Origin of the sequence: Roseateles sp., assembly GCF_036486225.1 — a bacterium.
Lineage (GTDB): Bacteria > Pseudomonadota > Gammaproteobacteria > Burkholderiales > Burkholderiaceae_C > Roseateles.
The window spans coordinates 14697-36233 of record NZ_DASVNZ010000025.1; the positions used below are offsets into that span (position 1 = coordinate 14697).

The window sequence follows — 21537 nt, forward strand, 5'->3', positions numbered from 1 at the left end:
ACACCGCCGTCGCGCATCGACGCGCTTCAGCTGTCGGCGGGCTTCACGTTGAACACCTGCCGCAGGTAGGCCAGGAAGGTCTGGTCCTCGCACATGGTCTTGCCGGGGCTGTCCGACAGCTTGGCCACCGGCTGACCGTTCACGTGCGTGAGCTTGATGACGATGTTGAGCGTCGGCAGGCCCATGTCGTTGCTGAGCTTGGTGCCGATGCCGAAGCCCAGTTGGACGCGATCCGCGAAGTGGCGGTACAGCGCCAGCGCCTTCGGCATGTCGAGCGCGTCGGAGAACACCAGCCGCTTGGTGTTGGCGTCGATGCGCAGCTGCTCGTAGTGGGCGAGCGCCTTCTCGCCCCATTCGACCGGATCGCCCGAGTCGTGGCGCAGGCCGTCGAAGAGCTTGGCGAAGTAGAGGTCGAAATCGGCCAGGAAGGCGTCCATGCCGATCACGTCGGTCAGCGCGATGCCGAGGTCGCCGCGGTACTCCTGCACCCAGTCCTCCAGCGCGGCCTTCTGGTGGTCGCGCAGCCGCACGCCGGTGGCCTGGTAAGCCTGCAGGTACTCGTGCGCCATCGTGCCGATCGGCACCAGCCCGAGTTCCTTGGCCAGCAGCACGTTGGAGGTGCCGCGGAAGGTCTGCGGCAGCTCGTCGCGCAGCGTGCGCAGCACCTCCTCGTGCCAGGCGCCGGAGAACCGCCGCCGCAAGCCGAAGTCGAAGAATTGGAACGGATGGCGGCGCGGCGCCTCCTCCCGCGCAAAGGTCCGGATCAAGTCGATCTTCTGCGCCAGCCGACGCCGGCCCTCCTCGATCGCGGCGCCTTGATCAAAGCGGCGGAAATACAGCTCGTTGACCATCGCCAGCACGAAGATCTCGAAGGCCATCACATGCACCTGCGGGCCGCGCACGACGATCTCCAGCTTCTCGCCCTCCGCGCGCACCGTGATGAACGCGCGCTGGAAGCGGAAGATGCGCAGCAGGTCGATGAAGTCGGGCTTCATGAAACGCAGGCCGCTGAGGTACTCGAGCTCGTCGGCGCGGAAGGTCAGCGCGCACAGGTGGTCGATCTCGCGCTCCAGGTCCGCGACCAGTTCCGCCAGCGGGTACTGCGGCGTGTTGCGGCACGCGAAGCGGTACTCGGCCTGCGCCTGCGGATAGCGATGCAGCATCGCCTGCCACATCGTGAACTTGTAGAGGTCGGTCTCCAGCAGGCTGCGGATCACCGGGGAAGTGGCGTCGGGACGGCTCATGGCCGGGGACTGTACCCGGGGGCCGCGCGGCTCGGCGATGATCGCGACTTCGCCACACGCCGAGCCAGTCCTTCGTGCACGAACCCCTCGCCCACCTCCGCCGCCGCAGCGTCCTTCGTCGCCTGGGTGCGGCCGCGCTGCTGCTGATCGCCGCGGCGGTGCGCGCGCAGGTCCCCGTCGCGATCGACAAGCCGCCCGACGCCGCCGCCGCGATGAAGATGGTCTACGGGGGCAACACCTGGCGCCACGAGCGCGCGGCGGCCTTCTTCGGCGGGCGTTCGCCGACGCTGCGCGCGGAGATCCGCGAGGTCTTCCGCGGGCGCTACGTCGAATCGAACGTCGACAAGCTGATGCTGGTCTACCAGTTGACGCCCGGCCCGCGCGACCAGTTCCGCTGCGCGGCCTGCGTGCCCGCGCTGGGCGCCGCCGTGCTGGTCGCCGACGCGGCGGGGCGCTGGAAGCTGAGCGCCAAGGGACTGCTGCTGATGCCGGGCGCGCCCGGCGCGGGCGACGAGGACCTCCAGCTGCTGCAGATCGCCGACGAGCGCTGGATCCTGCGCAGCCGCCGCTACGACATCGACCGAGGACGCGAGAGCCGCACGGAGCGCCTGGTGCTCGAGCGCGACGGCGAGATGCAGCTCGGGGCGGAACTGGGCTTCGACGAGAAGCCCGGCCCGCTGGCCTGCGGTGCGACCGCGGCGCCACAGACCTCGGGCGTCAGCGTGCTGAGCCCCGGGCGCGGCCCGCGCGTCGAGATCGTGCTGCGCTTCAACGAAGGCGCCTGCAACGCACTCCGCGCGGTGGTGCAGCGCACGCGCATGGAGCTGCGGGACGGGCGCTTCCAGTTGGAGCCCGACGCGCCGGAACCGGATGACGACGACGCGCCGACACCGCCCGCGAAGCGCTGAAGTGCGTGGCGGCTGAAGCGCACGAGCGCGCGCAGGCGCGCAGGCGCGCAGGCGCTCAAGCCAGCTTGTACGTCTGCAGGTGGATGCTGGTCTCGGTCGCGCCGATGCCCTTGATCAGGCGCACCCGCTCCAGGATCTCGGCCAGTTCGTTCAGGCTGTCCGCGCGCAGTTCCGCCAGCAGGTCCCAGCGGCCGTTGGTGTCGAACAGCCCCGCCACGCCGGGCTCGCCGAGCAGGATGCCGACGACCTCCCGCGTGCGGTTGCCTTCCACCGCGATGCTCATCCAGGCCGTGATGTGCGGCTGGGCCACGTCCGCGCGCAGCTTCACCGTGTAGCCGACGATCTGGCCGCTGTCCTCCAGCCGCGTCAGCCGATTGGTCACCGTCCCGCGCGAGACCTTCAGCTTGTGCGCCAGCGTCGCGACGCTCGCCCGGGCGTCCTGGCGCAGCAGCGCGATCAGTTGATGGTCCAGTGTGTCCATGTTGGTGCGTCGGTGGCCACGTTGCGCGCGCGTCGCCCTGGGTTAACCCGAATCTCACGGCATTTCGTCAGAGTTCGCTGACGAAATGCGCAAGGCGCTTCAATTATTGATCAATTCTCTGGCTTCCTGCTGACACGTGGATCCAAAGAATGGAGGCATTCCCACTCCCAAGAGACCGCCGATGACGACCCGCCTCCTCCTCACGCCCGACGTCGCCCGCGTCGTCCGGCACGACGGCATCGCCCGCAGCTTCCAGGCTCTCGCCGGCTACATCGCCGAGGACTACGTCCGATGGAGCGAGTTCGACAAGAGCGCCCGCGTCGCCAACCACTCGGACGACGGCGTGATCGAGCTGATGCCGATCTCCGACGCGTCGCTCTACAGCTTCAAGTACGTCAACGGCCACCCCAAAAACCACCGCGTGGGCCTGCCCACCGTGATGGCTTTCGGCGTGCTCGCCGACGTCGCCACCGGCACGCCGCACCTGCTGTCGGAGCTGACCCTCAGCACCGCGCTGCGCACGGCGGCCACCTCCGCGCTGGTCGCGCAACACCTGGCACGTCCGGAGTCCCGCAAGATGGCCCTGATCGGCAACGGCGCGCAGAGCGAGTTCCAGGCGCTGGCCTTCCACCATCTGCTCGGCATCGATGAGATCCGGCTCTTCGACGTCGACCCGGCCGCCACCGACAAGCTCGTGCGGCACTTGTCGCGCGTCGAGGGCCTGACGCTGATCCGCTGCCGCGACGCCGCCGAAGCGGCCCGCGGTGCCGACATCGTCACCACGGTCACCGCCGACAAGCGCAACGCGACCATCCTGACGGCGGAGATGATCGAGCCCGGCATGCACATCAACGGCGTCGGCGGCGACTGCCCCGGCAAGACCGAGCTCGCGCGCGGCGTGCTGGAACAGGCGAACGTGTTCGTCGAGTACGAGCCCCAGTCGCGCATCGAAGGCGACGTGCAGCAGATGCCGGCGGACTTCCCCGTCACCGAGTTCTGGCGCGTGCTGCGCGGCGAGGCCGCCGGCCGGCGCAGCGACGACGAGGTGACGGTCTTCGACTCGGTCGGTTTCGCGCTGGAGGACTTCGCAACGCTGCGCTGGTTGGGCGACCGTGCGGAGGCGCTCGGCCTGGGCCGGGAACTGGCCCTGGTGCCGGCGATGGACGATCCGAAGGACCTGTTCGGGGAACTCGGTCTGCCCGCCCTGCCGCAGGCCGTCGCCGCCGATCAGACCGTGGCGTCGGAGCGCGCACTCGCCTGATGACATCGGCGATCCGTCGGCGGCTTCGCGGCTTCGATTCCCCGGCGTGCACAACGAAAAAGCCGGCCTTCGGGCCGGCTTTTGCTTTCATGCGTCCCGCATCAGGGCTGCGGACACTGCAAGGCGAGGTTGTCGACGTTGCAGACCCAGACCCACTCGACGTCCGTCATCGAATTGGTCAGCCGGACATTGAACGACGCCCCCGGTGCCGTCAGCGACATGTTCAGCAGCTCGCTGGTGTACACGAGGTCGCTCGCCGGCGGCACGTTCCGACGCCACGGATCGATCCTGGGCGAATGCCCGAGCTTCATCGTGAACTGACTGTTGGCCAGCAGATACGGCAGGTTGCTGCGCACATAGCTGCCCACCGCGAATCCCGCGATGTTGGCGTTCTCCGGAATCAGAGTCAGCAGGCCGACGACCGTCTGGCCGAGGTTCACATCCTGTCCATACAACAGCGACCCTTGCGAGTCCGCCATCAGCTGGACGGCGCCCGCCAGGATCTTGTCGTCGATCTTGTTGGCGGCGTAGTCGATCAGCAGGTCGCCGATGAAGGGCAGGACCCAGCTCAGGTTGGAATCGCACTCGGTCGACGAACCGACCTGCCCGGTCATGCCGACCGTCGGCGCGGACACGGCGCCTGTGCTCGCGCCGTACTGCGCGCGGATCGTGATGTTGCTGATGGTCGCGGTGTTGATGCAGTCGAAGGTGATGACGCCGAACTTCCTCCCGCTGTATTGGGTCGTGCCGCGGAAGGACAGCCCCGACAAGGTGGCCTGCATCGCGCCACCGACCGGCTGGATGGTGATCGACAGGTCCCCGGATACGGTGCCGCCCAGATAGTTCAGGCCTTGCGCCACTGCCGCCGCCTTGAGCCGCTCATTGAGCGCGGACTCCAGACGGGTGTTGACGCTCGCCAGTTGGCCCGCCAGCCTCGGCAGCGGCTTCGGCGTGAACGTGTTGTCGACGTCCGTGTAGGAGAACGCCCCCGATCCGGTGGACACCGTGGCGGTGTAGCTGCTTGTGCCGCCACTCGGCACCCAATGCGCCTGCGCGGTCGCGGCCACGACGCAGCCCAAGGCTGCGACGATCGTTTTCAAAGTCTTCGAGATTTTCAAGATCACTCCCTCTTTGCGTGTGGCCTCGACGCCGGGATGGCGCCAGGCAGCAAGCGGTATAACGGCTTCGCGCGCCGGGAGGTGCTGTGAGGATTGACATCTGGTCGGCCGTTGGCGTCCGTGTTAGCGAGGCCGCCTCTAAGATGACCGCCTTCAAACGGGACCTGCATGGACTACGCCCCCCTCCTCAAGGAAATCGGCCGCGGCGCTCGAGGCGCCCGCGACCTGACACGCGAGCAGGCGCGCGCGCTCTTCGCCGCGCTGCTCGCCGGCACCGTGCCCGACCTGGAGCGCGGCGCCATCCTGATCGCGATGCGCATCAAGGGGGAAAGCCTCGATGAACTGCTCGGGTTCGTCGAGGCGATGCAAGCCGGCGCTGCCCGCGTCGCGGCACCCGCCGGCCCCCGCACCGTCGTGCTGCCGACCTTCAACGGCGCGCGCAAGCAGGCCAACCTGATGCCGCTGGTGGCGATGCTGCTGGCCCGTGAGGGCATCCCGGTGCTGATCCACGGTCGGCACGACTTCGACAGCCGCATCAGCCCGTTCGAACTCTTCGAAGCGCTGGAACTTCCCGTCGCCCGGAACGTGGATGAAGCCGGCCAGCGCCTAGCTTCGGACCGCCTCGCCATCCTGCCGACCCAGGTCATCCATCCCGGACTGGATGCGATGATGGCGCTGCGCCCCCGCATGGGCCTGCGCAACAGCAGCCACAGCGTCGCGAAGCTCCTGGACCCGCTGCCGGGTCGCAGCGTGCGCGTAGTCGCCGTGACCCATCCGGAATACGTCGACAGCATGGGCGAGGCGCTGCCCCAGCTCAGCGCCGACGACGGGCGTGCGCTCCTCATGCGCGCCAGCGAAGGCGAGGCCTACCTCCACCTCCGGCGCAAAGCCCACCTGCAAGGCTTCGCGAACGGGCAAGGCCTGGATCTCAACCCGGCAAGCAACGAGGATCTGGACTGGACGCTGTCGCCCGCCTGCGAGCCCGCAGCCAATGCCGACTTCATCCGCGCGATCCTCGCCGGCACCGAGCCGCTGCCGCCGCGGATCGCCGACCAGATCGCGGCCCTGCGCCGGCTGGCAACGACCTGAGCGCGGCCTGCGGCCTTTGCAGGAATCTTCATATGCTTATTCGGCCATAAGCAATCTACGATTTTGTAGTTCTCATATATATAAAGCGTTCATAGAGTGCAGACTCCCGGCCAGCCCTGGGCCAGCCGCGGTGTCTCTGACGCGCGGCGGGCCTCCTGAGAAACCCGGCCGGGTCCAGCCGACGCCATGTACGCCTATACCGATTTCGACCGCCAGTTCGTCCACGCCCGCGCCGCCCAGTACCGCGATCAGCTCGAACGCCATCTGGCCGGTCAGCTCCCCGACGACGACTTCCGCGCGCTGCGCCTCCAGAACGGCTGGTACATCCAGCGCCATGCGCCCATGCTGCGCGTGGCCGTGCCCTACGGCGTGCTCGACAGCCGCCAGCTGCGCCAGCTCGCGCGCATCGCCCGCGAGCACGACCGCGGCTACGGCCACTTCACCACGCGCCAGAACCTGCAGTTCAACTGGATCCCGCTGACGCAGTCGGCGGACGTGATGGACCTGCTGGCCGATGTCGACATGCACGGCATCCAGACCAGCGGCAACTGCATCCGCAACATCACCAGCGACGTCACCGCCGGCGTGGCCGCCGACGAACTCATCGACCCGCGCCCCTACGCCGAAGTGCTGCGCCAGTGGTCGACGCTGCATCCCGAATTCGCCTTCCTGCCGCGCAAGTTCAAGATCGCGATCTCGGGCGCCAAGGAAGACCGCGCCGCCATCGCCTGGCATGACATCGGCCTGCAGCTGCGCAGGAACGACGCCGGCGAGATCGGCTTCCAGGTCTTCGTCGGCGGCGGCATGGGCCGCACGCCGATCATCGGCCAGGAGATCAGCCCCTTCGTGCCGTGGCAGAACATCGTGCTGTACCTCGAAGCGATCGTGCGCACGTACAACCGCTTCGGGCGCCGCGACAACATGTACAAGGCGCGCATCAAGATCCTGGTGAAGGCCGAAGGCCAGGCCTACTTCGACGCGGTCAACGCCGAGTACCAGGCCATCCTGAACGACGACGCCGGCAGCCACGAGCAGCTCATTCCCGAGGCCGAACTGGCCCGCGTCGCCGCCAGCTTCGTTGAGCCGCAAGGCGTGACCCCGGTGCCGGGTGTCGACATCTTCGAGGGCGCCTCGCCGGCCTATCGCCGCTGGCTGGAACGCAACGTCCACGCGCACCGCGTCAGCGGCTACCGTTCGGTGACGCTGTCGCTCAAGCGCGTCGGCCTGCCGCCGGGCGACATCACCGACGCGCAGATGGACGCCGCCGCCGCGCTCTCCGACGCCTACAGCCACGGCGAGCTGCGCGTCTCGCACGACCAGAACCTGCTGCTGCCCTGGGTGCGCGAGAGCGACCTGCCCGCGCTCTTCGAGGCCGCGAAGGAACACGGCTTCGCCACGCCCAACATCGGCCTGCTGACCGACATGATCGTCTGCCCCGGCGGCGACTTCTGCGCGCTGGCCAACGCCCGCTCCATCCCCGTCGCGTCCGAGATCACCGACCGCTTCCAGGACCTGGACGAGCTCTGGGACATCGGCGACATCGACCTGCACATCAGCGGCTGCATCAACAGCTGCGGCCACCACCACAGCGGCCACATCGGCGTGCTCGGCGTCGACAAGGACGGCAGCGAGTGGTACCAGATCACGCTGGGCGGCTCGGACGGCTCGACGTTGTCGGGCACGGCCGTGCCGGGCAAGGTGATCGGCCCGTCCTTCGCCGCCGATGAGGCCGCCGACGCGGTCGAGGCCGTGATCGCGACCTACCGCCGCGAGCGCGAAGCCGGCGAGCGCTTCCTCCAGACGGTCCGCCGCATCGGCCTGGACGCCTTCAAGCAGGCGACCAACGAGATCCGCCGCACGACCGCCAAGCAATGACCCCGAGCACCCCGGACATGGAACGCCCCCGCACCATGAAGTTCGTCTCCAAGGCCCAAGACCCCTGGCACACCTGCGCCGGCGAGGACGGCCCGCAACCGCATCCCGCCGCCGCCGACCACAAGCTGCTGACGCTGGAACAGTGGCACGCCGTGCGCGACACCTGGCCGGAAGGCCTGGCCACCGGCGTGATCCTGCCCAACGACATCGACGTGCTCGACCTGAAGGCCGATCTGCCGCGCCTGGCGCTGATCGTGCTGCAGTTCCCGAAGTGGGTCGACGGCCGCGCGTACAGCCAGGCGCACGTGCTGCGCTCGCGGCTGCGTTTCGCCGGCGAAGTGCGCGCGACCGGTGAAGTCCTCGTCGACATGCTGCCGCTGCTGCAGCGTTGCGGCGTGGACGCCGTGCAGATGCGCGGCGACCAGAACCAGGAAGCCGCCGAGCGCGCGTTGAGCTTCTTCCCCGGCCACTACCAGGCGGACGTCAACGAACCGCGCCCGCTGTTCGCCCGACCGGGCCAGAAGTCCGAGGCCTGAGCATGAGCGGCGAGGTGTCTTCGCTGGATTTCGCGCCCCTGGGCGGCGCGTCGGATGGCGCATCCGGAAGCGCATCCGCAGGCGTCTCGGCGTTGCCGGGCACGGATGCCGGTGTGGGTTCCGCCATCGGCCTGTACGCCCGCAAGACCGCCGGCTTCGACGAGCGCGTCGCGCGTACGGTCGACGTGCTGAAGCAGGCCGCGGCGGACTTCGGTCCCGGCGCGCTGCAGTCGACCTCGCTGGGCGTCGAGGACATGGTCATCACCGACCTGATCGCGCGCCACGGCCTGCCGATCGCGCTGGCGACGCTGGACACCGGCAAGCTGCATGCGGAAACGCTGGCGCTGATCCCGCGCATCCACGACCGCTACGGCATCGAGGTGGAAGTCTTCGCGCCGGTGAACGAGCAGGTCGTCCACTTCGTCCGAGCCAACGGCGAAGAGCCGATGTACCGCAGCGTCGAACTGCGCAAGGCCTGCTGCGGCGTGCGCAAGCTCGAACCTCTGTCTCGCATGCTGGCCGGTCGCACCGCTTGGATCACCGGCCTGCGCCGTGAGCAGAGCGCCAACCGCGCCGAGGTCCCCTTCCGCGAGGACGACGGCCAGGGCCGCACCAAGGTCAACCCGCTGGCCGAGTGGAGCTGGGCCGACGTCTGGCACTACGTGCAGCAGCACGTCGTCCCCTACAACCCGCTGCATGACCAGTTCATGCCCAGCATCGGCTGCGCGCCCTGCACCCGCGCGATCGCCGTCGGCGAGGACTTCCGCGCCGGCCGCTGGTGGTGGGAGGACAGCTCGAAGGAATGCGGGCTGCACGCCACCCACAGCGAGCCCGACAGCGCATCCACCGAATCTGAACCCGAAGCGTCCCCCCCGACGTCGAACGTGACCTCCGGAGCCCAGGCATGAACGCCCCCGTGAACCTCGAACAACTGCTGCCGCTGGCGGATCACCGCCACCTGGACCACCTCGAAGAGGAGGCCATCTTCATCCTGCGCGAGGTCGCCGCCGCCTTCGAGCGCCCCGCCCTGCTGTTCTCGGGCGGCAAGGATTCGTGCGTGGTCCTGCGCCTGGCCGAGAAGGCCTTCAAGCGCCGCATCGCGGGCAATGAATTCAGCGGCAAGCTGCCCTTCCCGCTGGTCCACGTGGACACAGGCCACAACTTCCCCGAGGTGATCGAGTTCCGCGACCGCCGCGTCGAGGAGATGGGCGAGCGCCTGGTCGTCGGCCACCTGGAAGACTCGATCAAGAAGGGCACGATCCGCCTGTCGCATCCGCTGGAATCGCGCAACGGCCACCAGACGGTGACGCTGCTGGAGACCATCGAGGAGCACCGCTTCGACGTGCTCATCGGCGGCGCCCGCCGCGACGAGGAGAAGGCCCGCGCCAAGGAGCGCATCTTCAGCCACCGCGACAGCTTCGGCCAATGGCAGCCGAAGGAGCAGCGGCCCGAGCTGTGGAATCTCTTCAACACCCGCATCCGTCCGGGCGAGCACTTCCGCGCGTTCCCGATCAGCAACTGGACCGAGCTGGACGTGTGGCTCTACATCGCCCGCGAGAACATCCCGCTGCCGTCGCTGTACTTCGCGCACAACCGCCAGGTGATCCGTCGCAAGGGCCTGCTGGTGCCGCTGACCGACGTGACCCCGCCGGAAGCCGGCGAGACCGTCGAGACCGCGCAGGTGCGCTTCCGCACCGTCGGCGACATGACCTGCACCTGCCCGGTGGAGAGCCCGGCCGCCAACGCCGCCGACATCGTCGCCGAGACGCTGACGGTGACTGTCTCCGAGCGCGGCGCGACCCGCATGGACGACCGTACCTCCGACGCCTCGATGGAACGTCGCAAGAAGGAGGGCTACTTCTGATGTCCGCCGTCCTGAACCCAGTGAATGCCCCCGCCGTGACCAAGATCCATCAATCCGACCTCGACACGACGCACCGCGCGCTGCGCTTCCTCACCGCCGGCAGCGTCGACGACGGCAAGAGCACGCTGATCGGGCGCCTGCTCTTCGACAGCCGCGCCATCCTCGCCGACCAGCTCGACACGCTGGCCAAGCGCGCCGCCGGCCAGCCGATCGACCTGAGCCTGCTGACCGACGGCCTCGAAGCCGAGCGCGAACAGGGCATCACGATCGACGTCGCCTACCGCTACTTCGCGACCAAGCAGCGCAAGTTCATCATTGCCGACGCGCCGGGCCATGAGCAGTACACGCGGAACATGGTGACCGCCGCCGCGGGCAGCGATGCCGCCGTCGTGCTGGTGGACGTGACCAAGCTGGACCTGTCGGTCGACGACGTCCCGCTGCTGGCGCAGACGCGCCGCCACAGCCTGCTCGCGCACCTGCTGCGCGTGCCCAGCATCGTCTTCGCGATCAACAAGATCGACGCCGCCAAGAATCCGGGCGACGCGTTCCGCAAGGTCTCGGCCGCGCTGGAGAAGTTCGCCTCGGCCGCCGGCATCCGCGTGACCGCGGTCGTGCCCGTCTCCGCGCTGCGCGGCGACAACGTGACGCAGCCGCTGGAAGCGGACTGGTACGACGGTCCGTCGCTGCTGCAGGTGCTGGAGTCGCTGCCGACGGCGCAGGAAACCGTCGAGGCGCCGCTGGCGCTGCCGGTCCAGTACGTGGCCAAGGACGGCGACGGCACGGGCAACAACCCGCGCGTGCTGTGGGGCCGGATCGCGCAGGGCCAGGTGCAGGTCGGCGACGAAGTGCAGATCCTGCCGAGCGGCCAGACCGCCATCGTCGGCGAGCTGCGCCGCGCCGGCGAGCCGGTGGCGACCTCCGTCGCAGGCGAATCGGCCGGGCTGCTGCTGGACCGCCAGGTCGACGTCTCGCGCGGCGACTGGATCGTCGCGCCCGGCGCGGCCACGCCCCGCCGCACGTTCGAAGCCACGCTCGCGTGGATCGACACCGAACCCGCCGTGCTCGGCCGCAAGTACTGGGTGCGTCACGGCAACCGCTGGGTCCAGGCCCGCATCGCCGCGATCGACCACCGGCTGGACATCCAGACGCTGGCCGAGACCGAGGCGCACGAGCTGTCGGTCAACGAGATCGGCCACGTCACCATCGAGCTGCAGGCCGAACTGCCGCTGCAGCCTTACGCGGACAACCGCGTCGGCGGCGCGCTGATCGTCGTGGATCCCACCAGCAACCGCACCAGCGGCGCGCTGCTGGTCCGCTGATCGCCGGCTCGACCGAACAACGACCACCAACGACCGCCAGGAGCCATCGCCATGGGACGTGTCCTCTTCGTCAGCGCCGGACCCGGCGCCGCCGACCTGATCACGCTGCGCGGCGCGCGGGCGCTCGCGCTGGCGGACGTCGTGCTGTTCGACGCCTTGACCGATCCCGCACTGCGCGACCTGGCACCGCAAGCCAGATGGCTCGATGTCGGCAAGCGCGGCTTCTGCCATTCCACGAAGCAGACGGCGATCAACGCCGCGCTGGTCCGTGAGGCCAAGGCGCATGACGTCGTCGTGCGCCTCAAGGGCGGCGACGCGAGCGTCTTTGGTCGACTGGAGGAGGAACTCCTCGCGCTGGCCGAGGCGGACATCCCCTACGAGATCGTCCCCGGCGTGACCGCCGCGATCGCGGCGGCCGCGCAGACCGGACGCCCGCTCACGCGGCGCGGCGCCGGTCGCAGCGTCGCGCTGACGACCGCGATGACGCGCGAGGGCGAGCTCCAGGCCGCCAGGTCCGCCGACACCGAGGTCTTCTACATGGCCGGCCAGCAGTTGGCGGCCCTCTCCCGCCGGCTGATCGCCGCGGGATGGGATGCCGGCACGCCGGTGAGCGTCGTGTCGCGGGCCGGTTGCGCCGATGCGCTGTCCAGCGAGCACGACGTCGCCTCGCTGGGCGCGGCGTCGATGCTGCACAAGGGACGGCCGACCGTGGTGATCGTCGGCGCGGGCGCGGCCCCGCTGGCGGAGCCGCCGGAGGCCGGTTTGGGCGATTACGCGACACCGTCCTCACGCCAAGACCTTGAGCCGCAGGGGCTGGAATCCCTGCCCCAGAGCCCGAACGTCTAAAATCTCCTGTTTACCGTCAGCGCCACCAAGCCCGCCGTCCACGGACTGCCAGGGGATCGCTGATTTTCGAGGGCCCGTTCCGCCGGCCCCGTCACTAGAAGAGCCGCTATGACCCACGTCGTCACCGAAGCCTGCATTCGCTGCAAATACACCGACTGCGTCGATGTCTGTCCCGTCGACTGCTTCCGCGAAGGTCCGAACTTCCTGACCATCGACCCCGATGAGTGCATCGACTGCGCGGTCTGCATCCCGGAGTGCCCGGTGAACGCGATCATGCCGGAGGAGGACGTGCCCGGCGATCAGCAGATCATGATCAAGCTGAATGCCGACCTGGCGAAGAAATGGCCCAGCATCACCAAGCGCAAGGCCCCGCTCCCGGACGCCGAGGAGTGGAAGGACAAGACGGGCAAGATCGATCAGCTGGTCCGCTGACCGATCCCCTCATCTCGCGGCGTCGGGTCCTGCTGCCGGCGGCCGCCCCACACAAGAATGGAAACGCAAGTGACTGAAGCGACCTCCGCCCCGCACGCGGGCGTGATCGAGACCGACGCCGTCATCGTCGGCGCGGGCCCGGTGGGCCTGTTCCAGGTGTTCGAACTGGGCCTGCTCGAGATCAAGGCCCACATCATCGACTCGCTGGCCTATCCCGGCGGCCAGTGCATCGAGCTCTACCCGGACAAGCCGATCTACGACATCCCGGCGCTGCCGGTGGTGACGGGCAAGGAGCTGACCGACAACCTGATGAAGCAGATCGAGCCCTTCGGCGCGACCTTCCATCTGGGGCAGGAGGTCACGACGGTCGAGAAGCAGGAAGACGGTCGTTTCTTCGTCGCGACGAGCAAGGGCACGCAGTTCCTGACCAAGACCATCTTCATCGCGGGCGGCGTGGGCTCCTTCCAGCCGCGCACGCTGAAGGTCGAGGGCATCGACAAGTACGAGGGCTCGCAGGTCCATTACCGGGTGCGCAACCCGTCGCAGTTCGCCGGCAAGAACCTGGTGATCATCGGCGGCGGCGACTCGGCCCTGGACTGGGCGCTGAACTTCTGCGGCGGCAACGCCGACGGCAACCCGCACAAGGCGGAGAGCGTGATCCTGGTGCACCGCCGCGACGGCTTCCGTGCCGCGCCGGCGTCGGTGGCCAAGATGCGCGAGCTGTGCGACGCCTACGAGATGCAGTTCATCGTCGGCCAGGTCAACGACCTGGACGAAGGCGAGGATTCGCTCAAGGGCCTGAAGATCACCGGCGGCGACGGCGTCACGCGCGTGGTGCCGGCCGACCAGGTGCTGGTGTTCTTCGGCCTGTCGCCGAAGCTGGGCCCGATCGCCGAGTGGGGCCTGTCGCTGGAGAAGAAGCAGATCCAGGTCGACACTGAGAAGTTCCAGACCAACGTGCCGGGCATCTTCGCGGTGGGTGACATCAACACCTACCCGGGCAAGAAGAAGCTGATCCTGTCGGGCTTCCACGAAGCCGCGCTGGCGGCCTTCGGCGCGATGCCGATCATCAACCCGGACAAGCGCGTCCACCTGCAGTACACGACCACCAGCCCGAAGCTGCACAAGGTGCTGGGCGTCGAGACGCCGAACTTCGACTGACCGTCGACTGAATGCGGCGAGCGCTTCGACGAAGCGCCTCCTACAAGAAGCCCGCCCGGCGAATGCCGGCGGGCTTTTGCTTTTGTCGCTCGCCCGTTCGAGCAGGCGCGGCGCGTTGTCTGTCCTGTGAAAGCGACACCCGGCGACAGGAAAACCCGAACCAGTGACGGATCCCCGGATCCAGCCGATCCGCCGAAGGGATACTCCCGCCCGATCCGGAGCCAACAGCGCCTCAGGCGCGCGGCCGGCCCGGAACCCACACGCGCCGATCAAGGGAGGGCCACGGGCCATGTTCATCGTCTGGGGGCGCAAGATCGTGCGCCGCAAGCTCGGCTTCGTCGCCGATTTCTGCCCGATCTGCCGGGCTGTCACCGCGCACCGGCTGGGGCGCATCGGCTCCGCAGGGCACGTCTATTACCTGAGCTTCGGCGAAGGCCGGCTGGTGGGTCACGAGCGGACCTGCCAGCACTGCAAGACGACCTCGATCACCGAGGATTCGCGTTACGGCAGGCCGGAGAAGAAGCTGGCGGCGGTGGAGATGCTGATCATCAAGACCTTCCCGACGATCCGCACCCATTACGCCGACCGCCTGGCGCTTGAGAACCGCATCAAGCTCGGCCCGGCGAATGTCACCGCCGAGGAACGTTCGGCGCTGATCGCTTCGCCGTTCCTGGTCCTGTCGCACATGGTGGAGCAGCGCTTCGCCCACACGCAGATCGACCGCTACGGCGCGCTGGCGATAGGCGGCGCCATCGCCATGCTGCTCGCGACATGCGCCATCGCCAACCGCTTCGCGCCGGTCCAGTTGCCCGAGATGGTGTTGACGGTCTTCGTGGTCGGCCTGGCTCTCGTGATCTGGCAGATCGTCGCAGGCAGCAAGCGCTACATGTCGGAAGAGATCGTCCCCCGCCTGGCCACGGCACTGCGACCGCTGCGTCCGTCGTCCGAGGAGATCCGCGGCGTGCTCGCGGAACTGACGGCGCACAAGCACAAGCTCGGCAAGAAGCTGGATCCGACGCTGCTGGCCGAGGCGATCTGAGACGACAGACGTCGTCATCACCAAGCCCATCCGCAAAAGCCCGCCAGACGAACGTCGGCGGGCTTTTTCATAACCCTCGCGTGTGAGTTTGTGATTGGTCAATGCAAGCGCCGAACAAGAACGACACAGTCTCGGATCCGTCTTCATGGCGCTTGCAGCGGTGCAACCATTGCACCAGAATTGATGCCCACGCTTGTCCGTCTGAACAAATCCAGGATCGATGTCTACGCCAACGATCACCTCCCGCCGCATTTCCACATCCGATCCAACGATGGCAGCAAGGCAGCTGTCTCCATCAGGGATCTGAAAGTGATCGCAGGAGAAGTACCACGCGCCGCCCTGTTGGAAGCGCTCGCCTGGGCGGAGACCAGGCGGCCACTGCTGTTGAAGGTATGGAAGGAGTTGAATTCATGAAGACGCCGCAGTTCACGTTGACCAGCGTCACGCCGACGCTGAAGGCGTCATTGCTTCTGACGTTTGCAGACGGCGAGAAGTTCGAGGTCGACCTCGTCGAAGTGATCACGAAACTTCACGCTCTGGGGCCGTTGAAAGATCAAGGCCTTTTCATGAAGGCACGCCTGGGGGAATTCGACGACACGGTCGTCTGGGACGAGGACGGCGAACTGGAACTGGCGGCCGACAACCTCCGCGCGATGGGCATTGAACAGGCGGGGGGCATCTCCCACGAGTTCATCGTCCGCTGGATGTACGAGAACGACCTGAACCTCGATGGCGCAGCCATCGCATTGGGCATGTCGCGCCGCATGGTCGCGTACTACCGCAGCGGCGCAAAGGCAGTGCCGCGGACCGTCGCATTGGCCTGCCTGGGGTGGCGGGCGTTGAGGCAAGGTCAAGTGGACGAGCGCTTCGCACTGGCCGCTTGAGCCGACCGTTCCTGATCACTCCGCGCCCGACGGGGGCGTCGATGTCGCCCTCTCCTCGGCCAACTCCCGCGCCAAACCCTCCAGCAAGGACTTCGCATCGTCGAAATCGAAGACCTGTCCGGTCGCCAGGTTCTCGACCCGCCCGCTCACCGCGCCCTTCGCCGGATCGGCGTGCCGATCGAGCTTGAGGACGTAGTGCCGGCGAACCGGGTGTAACGGGTCCTGGATCAGGGTCACGGTGAGGCTCCCGCGTTCAGTGGCCTGCTTCGCTCATCGCCACCGCGCGGGTCGGCCGCGGCGCGAGCCAGATGGCGAAGGCCGAGATCATGAACAGCGCCGCCACGATCCAGAAGATCTGGTTGGTCGCCAGCATCACGCTCTGACCGGTGAGCAGGTTGTCGAGCATCGCGTTGCGTGCGTCCGGCGCCAGCCCCAGGCCGGTGAGCGAGCGCATCACCTCCCCCGACCGGTCCAGCGAACCGATCAGGTCCGCATGGATAGCCGTGGTGCGGTTCTCCCAGCTCGTGGTGACCAGCGAGGTCGCGACCGCGCCGGCCAGCGTGCGCATGAAGTTCTGCAACCCGGCCGCGGAGGCGGTCTCGTGCGGCTCGACGCTGCCCAGCGACAGCGCCGTGAGCGGCACGAAGAAGAACGGCATGCCCACCCCCATCAGCAGCAGCGGGAGGGCGACCTGCCAGTAGCCCATCTGCGTCGTGCCCACCGTACGCAGCATCATCACGCCGCCCAGCCAGGCCAGTCCGAAGAACACCAGCGGACGCGGATCCATCTTGCCCGCGAGCTTGCCGGCGAGCGGCGCCGCCGCGACCGCCAGCACGCCGGACCAGGCCGTCGCCAGGCCCGCCCACGTCGACGTGTAGCCCATGAAGCTCTGCAGCCACAACGGCGTGAGCACGTTGGCGCCGAACATCGCGCCGAAACCCAGCGCGATCGTCAGCACGCCGACGGCGAAGCCGCGATGGCGGAACACCCGCAGGTCGACGATCGGATACGGCTCGGTCAGCTCCCAGATCAGGAAGGCGACGAAACCGATCGCGGCGACCACCGCCAGCGCGATGATCTCGTTGGATTCGAACCAGTCCTTCTCCTTGCCCAGGTCCAGCATCAGCTGCAGCGCGCCGACAAAGACGATCAGCAGCAGCAGACCGACGCGGTCGATCGGCTTGCGTTCGAGCGGGGTCTCGTAGCGGCGCAGCAGCCGCGCCGCGATCGGTGCGACGGCGAGTGCGATCGGCACGTTGATGAAGAAGATCAGCGGCCACGAGAACGCGTCGCAGAGCCAGCCGCCGAGGATGGGTCCGAGGATGGGCGCGACCAGCGTCGTCATCGCCCACAGCGCCATCGCGCTGCCGGCCTTCTCCTTCGGGAACACGCGCAGCAGCAGCGTCTGCGACAGCGGCATCAGCGAGCCGCCCGACAGGCCTTGCAGCACGCGGCCGGTGACCAGCAGGCCGAGCGTCGGCGAGAGCCCGCACAGCGCCGAGCAGAGCCCGAACAGCACCATCGCCGTCGAGAACACGCGCACCGCGCCGAAGCGGCCGGCGATCCAGCCGGTGAGCGGCACGATGCAGGCCTCGGCGACGGCGTACGAGGTGATGACCCAGGTGCCCTGGCTGGCACTGATGCCGAGGCTGCCGGCGATGTCGGGCACGGAGACGTTGGCGATCGTCATGTCCAGCACCGCGATGAAGTTCGCGGCGGCCAGGACGATGGCGGCGAGCCACAACTGCCCGCCCTCGAGCGGGCGGTCGTTGGTGGAAAGGGCAGCGGCGGTCATGGCGCGACTCCTTGAATGCGGCTCACTCGGCGCGCGTGTCGACGGTGGCGCTCATCGACAGGCCGACCTGCAGCGGCCGCTCGGCGAGCTCGCGCGGGTCCAGCGCGATGCGCACCGGCACGCGTTGCACGACCTTGATCCAGTTGCCGGTTGCGTTCTGCGCCGGGATCGCGGCGAAGGCCGAGCCCGTGCCGCCGGACAGGCCTTGCACGGTGCCGTGATAGACGACCGCGCGGCCGTAGAGGTCGGACTCGATCTCGACGCGCTGGCCGATGCGGACCTTGTCGAGCTGGCCTTCCTTGAAGTTGGCGTCGACATGCACCTGACCGATCGGGACGATGCTGAGCAGCGGCGATCCCGCGGCGACCTGCTGGCCGAGCTGGACGGCGCGCCGGGCGACGACGCCGTCCACCGGCGCGCGCACGATCATGCGTTCGAGGTTGACGCGGGCCTGGTCGCGCCGGGCGCGGGCCAGCGCGACCTCGGGGTTGGTGTCCTCGTTCGCGCCGGCGATCAGCGTGGCATTCGCCTCGCGCTGGCCGACGGCCGCGACGCGGTTGGCGGCGGTCTGTGCGGCGGCGGCCTTGGCCGCGGCGAGCGCGGCGCTGGCGGTCTGGAACGCGTTCCGGGCGCGGGTGATCTCGTCGGCCGAGACGGAGCCCGAATCGGCGAGCGCCTCGCGCCGCTGCAGGTCGACGCGGGCGCGATCGAGGTCGGCGGCGGCGGACGCGAGTTGCGCCTCGGCACGGGTGCGATCGGAGTCGCGCGCCGAGATCTGCGCGGCAAGACTGGCGTCGTTGGCAACGTAGCCGCGCACGCGGCGCTGAGCGCGGCCGAGCTCGGCCTCGGCCTGGTCCAGCGCCAGGCGCGCGTCGGTGTCGTCGAGCACGACCAGCACGTCGCCGCGCTTCACGGCCTGCGTGTCGGCGACGCGCACGTCCCGGACGATCCCGCCGACGAAGGGCGTGACCTGCGCGGTCTCAGCCGCGGTGTAGGCGTTGTCGGTGCTGACGTAGCGCGACGCGAAGAAGTGCTCGTAGGCGAAGACGCCCACCGCCGCGGCGACGACCGTCAGCGCGAGCAAGGTGAACAGCTTCCGGCGGGTTTCAGGACGGGCCGGTGCGGCGGCGGCGGGCCCGGCGTGGGCCGGTGGATCGACGGCGTGCAGGTGTTGCGATGCTTGTTGAGCGGGATGCGGCAGGGCATCGAGGACGGCTTCGGACATGGCGGGACTCGCTTTCTCTCTCGGGCTTCTTGTCGGGGGAATCGGATTCAGGACTTCGGCGTGGCGCTGTAACCGCCGCCCAGGGCGCGCTTCAAGGACACGTCCAGCGTGAAGGCACGCGAACGCAGATCGGTCTGCGCGCGGCGGTTGGACAACCACGCGTCCTCGGCGGTCAGCACTTCCAGGTAGGTGGAAAGGCCGCCGGTGTAGCGACGCTGCTGGATCTCCCAGGCCTCACGCGCGGCGTCGACGCCGGCATCGGTGCTGGTCAGCTCGCCGCCGAGCGCGCGGGTGCTGGCGGCGATGTCGGCCACCTCCTGCAGCGCCTGCACGACGGCCTGGTCGTAGCTGGCGACGGCGGCATCGGCATCCGCGCGGGCGCCGCGGAACTGGCCGCGCAGCCGGCCGCCGTCGAAGATCGGCAGCGAGATCGCCGGACCGATGCTGCCGGTGAAGGCGCCGCCGTCGGTCAGCTTGGACAGGCCGAGCGACTGCATGCCGGCGAAGGCGGTGAGGTTCACGTCCGGATAGAACGCCGCCTTGGCGGAGTCGACACGGCCGAGCGCGGCCTCCACGCGCAGGCGCGCCGCGACGATGTCGGGGCGGCGGCCCAGCAGTTGTACGGGCAGGCGCTCTGGCAGTCCGAGCTCGCGGGCGACGTCCAGCCGCGGACGGGTCAGCGTCAGGCCGCGGTCGGGACCGGCTCCGGCCAGCGCCGCGAGGCGATGCCGCTGCAGCGTGAGCTGCTCGCGCGCCGACAGCAGGTCCGCCTCGGCCATCGCGCGCCGCGCCTCGACCTGGCGCACGCTGCCGAGCGTCTCCAGGCCGTTCTCGCGGCGCATGCGGAACAGCTCGACCGTCTTCTGGCGCACCGCCAGCGCGGCCTCGGCGGTGTCCTGCACGGCCCAGAGGCGGGCGAACTCGGCGTAGCCCGAGGCGATCGACGCGGCGAGCATCAGGCGCGCCTGCGCAGCGTCGGCCTTCGCCGCCTCGGCGTCGGACAAGGCCGCCGCCAGCGCCGCGCGATTGCGGCCCCAGAAGTCCAGGTCCCAGGAGAAGTCCAGCGTCGCGCGGCCGTAGTCCTTCCAGCCCTCGGGCACGGCGGCGCGCGGCGTCAGGTACGCGTAGCTCTGCTTCTGCTCCGAGATCGACGCATTGCCGCGCAGTTGCGGCCGGTCGGCGGCTCGCGAGGTCTGCACGGTGGCCTCCGCCCGCGCCAGGCGCGCCTGGGCGGTGGCGATGGACGGCGAACCGACGAGGGCCTCGTCGATCAGTTGGTCGAGCTGCGCATCGCCGTAACCGCGCCACCAGGCGTCGGACGGCCAGTCCGCGCGGGTGGCGGCGAGCGCCTGCGTCGCCGCGTAGCCGTCGACCGGTCGCGGGGTGGTGAGCGGCGCCACGTCGGGCAGCGCGGCGCAGGCGCCCAGCGCGAGCGCCACGGCCGAGACCAGCGCGGGGCGGGCAAAGCGTCGAAGGTGGGGGAACATCGTCTTCTCTCCAGATCGTCACGGTCGGCGCGGAAGGCGCGGAAAACCATGGACTGAAGCGTAGGGACGAGGCTCGGAAAAGTCGTTCGGGAACGGTCTGGAAACCGTCTGGGAAAGGTGCGGAGAGGTCCCGGAAGGTCCGGGAAGGCCTGGGAGGATGGCTCGAAGAAGCCCGGGAAAACGTCCCGGAGAACGGCCCGGAAAGACAGCCTGGAAAGGGTCAGGACGCCAGCAACGCGTCGGCCCGCACGAGCGTCGGCCACGGCAGGGTGTCCCGCCAGCGGGCGCGGACTTCCCGCAAGGCGTCGAGGTCGGCGACGGTCGTGCCGGGCAGCTCGCAGAGCGCCAGCCGGGCGACGAGCTCCGCCGTCAGCGCGCCCTGCTCGCGCGCGATGCGCGCCGAGGTCTCGGCTGCGGTGCGAGCCCCGACGTCATCGCCTTGGCGCGCCGCCAGCATGGCGCTCGACACCCACAGATCGGGCAGGTGCAGCGTCTCACCCAAGCGTTCGGCCATCTCGAAGCCGTCCGCCAGATGGCGCCTCGCCGCCGGCAGATCGCCTGCGGCAAGCGCCGCGTCGACGGCCATCCGCCGCAGTCCCGAGGCCTCGAACCAGGCCCCGGTCGCCGCATGGGCGGCACAGCCGGCCTCCACCTCGCGCAAGCCCGTGGCCGCATCGCCGGTGAAGGCGCGCGCCCAGCCGAGCATCGCCAGGCTCGGACCTTCGCCCTGCCCCAGCTGATGCTCGCGCACCAGCTCGCGCATGCGCAGCGTGCGGGTCATCACCGCCTCGGCGCGATCGAAACGCACATCGACGATGCTCGCGCAACGCGCCGTGAAGCCGCGCATCACCGGCAGTCCGATCTTCGTGGCGTGGGCGACCGCGGCGTCGGCCCACTGCCGGGCGATCTCGCCGTCGCCGACGCAGGCATGAGCGACCGCGCCCACGCCGAGTGCCAGCGCGGACGGATCGTG

21 protein-coding genes and 1 pseudogene are annotated in these 21537 nt (G+C 69.0%); 14 read left to right on the forward strand and 8 right to left on the reverse strand.

Annotated elements, in window-relative coordinates; all coding sequences use genetic code 11:
• Window positions 1-26 precede the first annotated feature (26 nt).
• Window positions 27-1244, reverse strand: coding sequence for a nicotinate phosphoribosyltransferase (gene pncB, locus VF536_RS02300; protein WP_331613168.1), 1218 nt, complete (start codon window positions 1242-1244; stop codon window positions 27-29).
• 74 nt (window positions 1245-1318) lie between these two features.
• Here pncB and VF536_RS02305 point away from each other — a divergent pair, with 74 nt between their 5' ends.
• Window positions 1319-2152: a hypothetical protein gene (locus VF536_RS02305; RefSeq protein ID WP_331613169.1), complete on the forward strand. Its 834-nt coding sequence runs from the start codon at window positions 1319-1321 to the stop codon at window positions 2150-2152.
• A 55-nt stretch (window positions 2153-2207) separates the two neighbouring features.
• Here the strand turns inward: VF536_RS02305 and VF536_RS02310 are convergent, their stop codons facing one another.
• Window positions 2208-2633 carry an Lrp/AsnC family transcriptional regulator gene (locus tag VF536_RS02310; protein WP_331613170.1) on the reverse strand — a complete coding sequence of 142 codons (426 nt, stop codon included), beginning with the start codon at window positions 2631-2633 and terminating at the stop codon, window positions 2208-2210.
• 181 nt (window positions 2634-2814) lie between these two features.
• Here VF536_RS02310 and VF536_RS02315 point away from each other — a divergent pair, with 181 nt between their 5' ends.
• Window positions 2815-3894 (forward strand): ornithine cyclodeaminase, encoded by a 1080-nt coding sequence (locus VF536_RS02315; RefSeq protein ID WP_331613171.1) that lies wholly within the window; start codon window positions 2815-2817, stop codon window positions 3892-3894.
• A gap of 101 nt (window positions 3895-3995) precedes the next feature.
• Here VF536_RS02315 and VF536_RS02320 read toward each other — a convergent pair whose 3' ends face one another.
• Window positions 3996-5012, reverse strand: coding sequence for a hypothetical protein (locus VF536_RS02320; protein ID WP_331613172.1), 1017 nt, complete (start codon window positions 5010-5012; stop codon window positions 3996-3998).
• A gap of 168 nt (window positions 5013-5180) precedes the next feature.
• Here VF536_RS02320 and ybiB point away from each other — a divergent pair, with 168 nt between their 5' ends.
• The 12 genes from ybiB (at window position 5181) to VF536_RS02380 (ending at window position 16057) form a co-directional block, all read left to right on the forward strand.
• Window positions 5181-6101 carry a DNA-binding protein YbiB gene (gene ybiB / locus VF536_RS02325; protein ID WP_331613173.1) on the forward strand — a complete coding sequence of 307 codons (921 nt, stop codon included), beginning with the start codon at window positions 5181-5183 and terminating at the stop codon, window positions 6099-6101.
• 186 nt (window positions 6102-6287) lie between these two features.
• A complete protein-coding gene (locus VF536_RS02330; protein ID WP_331613174.1) occupies window positions 6288-7976 on the forward strand; it encodes a nitrite/sulfite reductase in 1689 nt (562 codons plus the stop codon).
• 35 nt (window positions 7977-8011) lie between these two features.
• On the forward strand, window positions 8012-8512 hold the full coding sequence (locus VF536_RS02335) for a DUF934 domain-containing protein (protein ID WP_331613175.1): 501 nt from the start codon (window positions 8012-8014) through the stop codon (window positions 8510-8512).
• A 113-nt stretch (window positions 8513-8625) separates the two neighbouring features.
• The gene (locus tag VF536_RS02340) at window positions 8626-9420 is read left to right on the forward strand and encodes a phosphoadenylyl-sulfate reductase (protein WP_331613176.1); all 795 of its coding nucleotides are present in this window, start codon (window positions 8626-8628) and stop codon (window positions 9418-9420) included.
• The gene (cysD, locus tag VF536_RS02345) at window positions 9417-10376 is read left to right on the forward strand and encodes a sulfate adenylyltransferase subunit CysD (RefSeq protein WP_331613177.1); all 960 of its coding nucleotides are present in this window, start codon (window positions 9417-9419) and stop codon (window positions 10374-10376) included. Before VF536_RS02340 ends, cysD begins: the two co-directional genes overlap by 4 nt.
• On the forward strand, window positions 10376-11695 hold the full coding sequence (locus tag VF536_RS02350; protein WP_331613178.1) for a sulfate adenylyltransferase subunit 1: 1320 nt from the start codon (window positions 10376-10378) through the stop codon (window positions 11693-11695). The genes cysD and VF536_RS02350 overlap by 1 nt, the downstream gene beginning before the upstream one ends.
• 51 nt (window positions 11696-11746) lie before the next feature.
• Entirely contained in the window at window positions 11747-12541 is a 795-nt protein-coding gene (cobA, locus tag VF536_RS02355; protein ID WP_331613179.1) for a uroporphyrinogen-III C-methyltransferase, read from the forward strand.
• A 108-nt stretch (window positions 12542-12649) separates the two neighbouring features.
• Window positions 12650-12973: a ferredoxin FdxA gene (gene fdxA / locus VF536_RS02360; RefSeq protein ID WP_067276314.1), complete on the forward strand. Its 324-nt coding sequence runs from the start codon at window positions 12650-12652 to the stop codon at window positions 12971-12973.
• A gap of 57 nt (window positions 12974-13030) precedes the next feature.
• Window positions 13031-14134 carry an NAD(P)/FAD-dependent oxidoreductase gene (locus VF536_RS02365; protein ID WP_331613180.1) on the forward strand — a complete coding sequence of 368 codons (1104 nt, stop codon included), beginning with the start codon at window positions 13031-13033 and terminating at the stop codon, window positions 14132-14134.
• A 289-nt stretch (window positions 14135-14423) separates the two neighbouring features.
• A complete protein-coding gene (locus tag VF536_RS02370) occupies window positions 14424-15173 on the forward strand; it encodes a hypothetical protein (protein WP_331613181.1) in 750 nt (249 codons plus the stop codon).
• A 183-nt stretch (window positions 15174-15356) separates the two neighbouring features.
• On the forward strand, window positions 15357-15587 hold the full coding sequence (locus tag VF536_RS02375) for a DUF4160 domain-containing protein (RefSeq protein ID WP_331613182.1): 231 nt from the start codon (window positions 15357-15359) through the stop codon (window positions 15585-15587).
• Window positions 15584-16057 (forward strand): hypothetical protein, encoded by a 474-nt coding sequence (locus VF536_RS02380; protein WP_331613183.1) that lies wholly within the window; start codon window positions 15584-15586, stop codon window positions 16055-16057. The genes VF536_RS02375 and VF536_RS02380 overlap by 4 nt, the downstream gene beginning before the upstream one ends.
• Window positions 16058-16072: 15 nt before the next feature.
• Here VF536_RS02380 and VF536_RS02385 read toward each other — a convergent pair whose 3' ends face one another.
• The 5 genes and pseudogenes from VF536_RS02385 to VF536_RS02405 all read right to left on the reverse strand — a co-directional run.
• Window positions 16073-16294 carry a hypothetical protein gene (locus VF536_RS02385; RefSeq protein ID WP_331613184.1) on the reverse strand — a complete coding sequence of 74 codons (222 nt, stop codon included), beginning with the start codon at window positions 16292-16294 and terminating at the stop codon, window positions 16073-16075.
• A gap of 16 nt (window positions 16295-16310) precedes the next feature.
• Window positions 16311-17852 (reverse strand): DHA2 family efflux MFS transporter permease subunit, encoded by a 1542-nt coding sequence (locus VF536_RS02390; RefSeq protein ID WP_331613185.1) that lies wholly within the window; start codon window positions 17850-17852, stop codon window positions 16311-16313.
• A 22-nt stretch (window positions 17853-17874) separates the two neighbouring features.
• Window positions 17875-19077: an HlyD family secretion protein gene (locus VF536_RS02395; RefSeq protein ID WP_331613186.1), complete on the reverse strand. Its 1203-nt coding sequence runs from the start codon at window positions 19075-19077 to the stop codon at window positions 17875-17877.
• Between the two features lie 47 nt (window positions 19078-19124).
• Window positions 19125-20564 carry an efflux transporter outer membrane subunit gene (locus tag VF536_RS02400; protein WP_331613187.1) on the reverse strand — a complete coding sequence of 480 codons (1440 nt, stop codon included), beginning with the start codon at window positions 20562-20564 and terminating at the stop codon, window positions 19125-19127.
• A 220-nt stretch (window positions 20565-20784) separates the two neighbouring features.
• Window positions 20785-21537, reverse strand: a pseudogene (locus VF536_RS02405) (hypothetical protein); the annotation flags it as partial.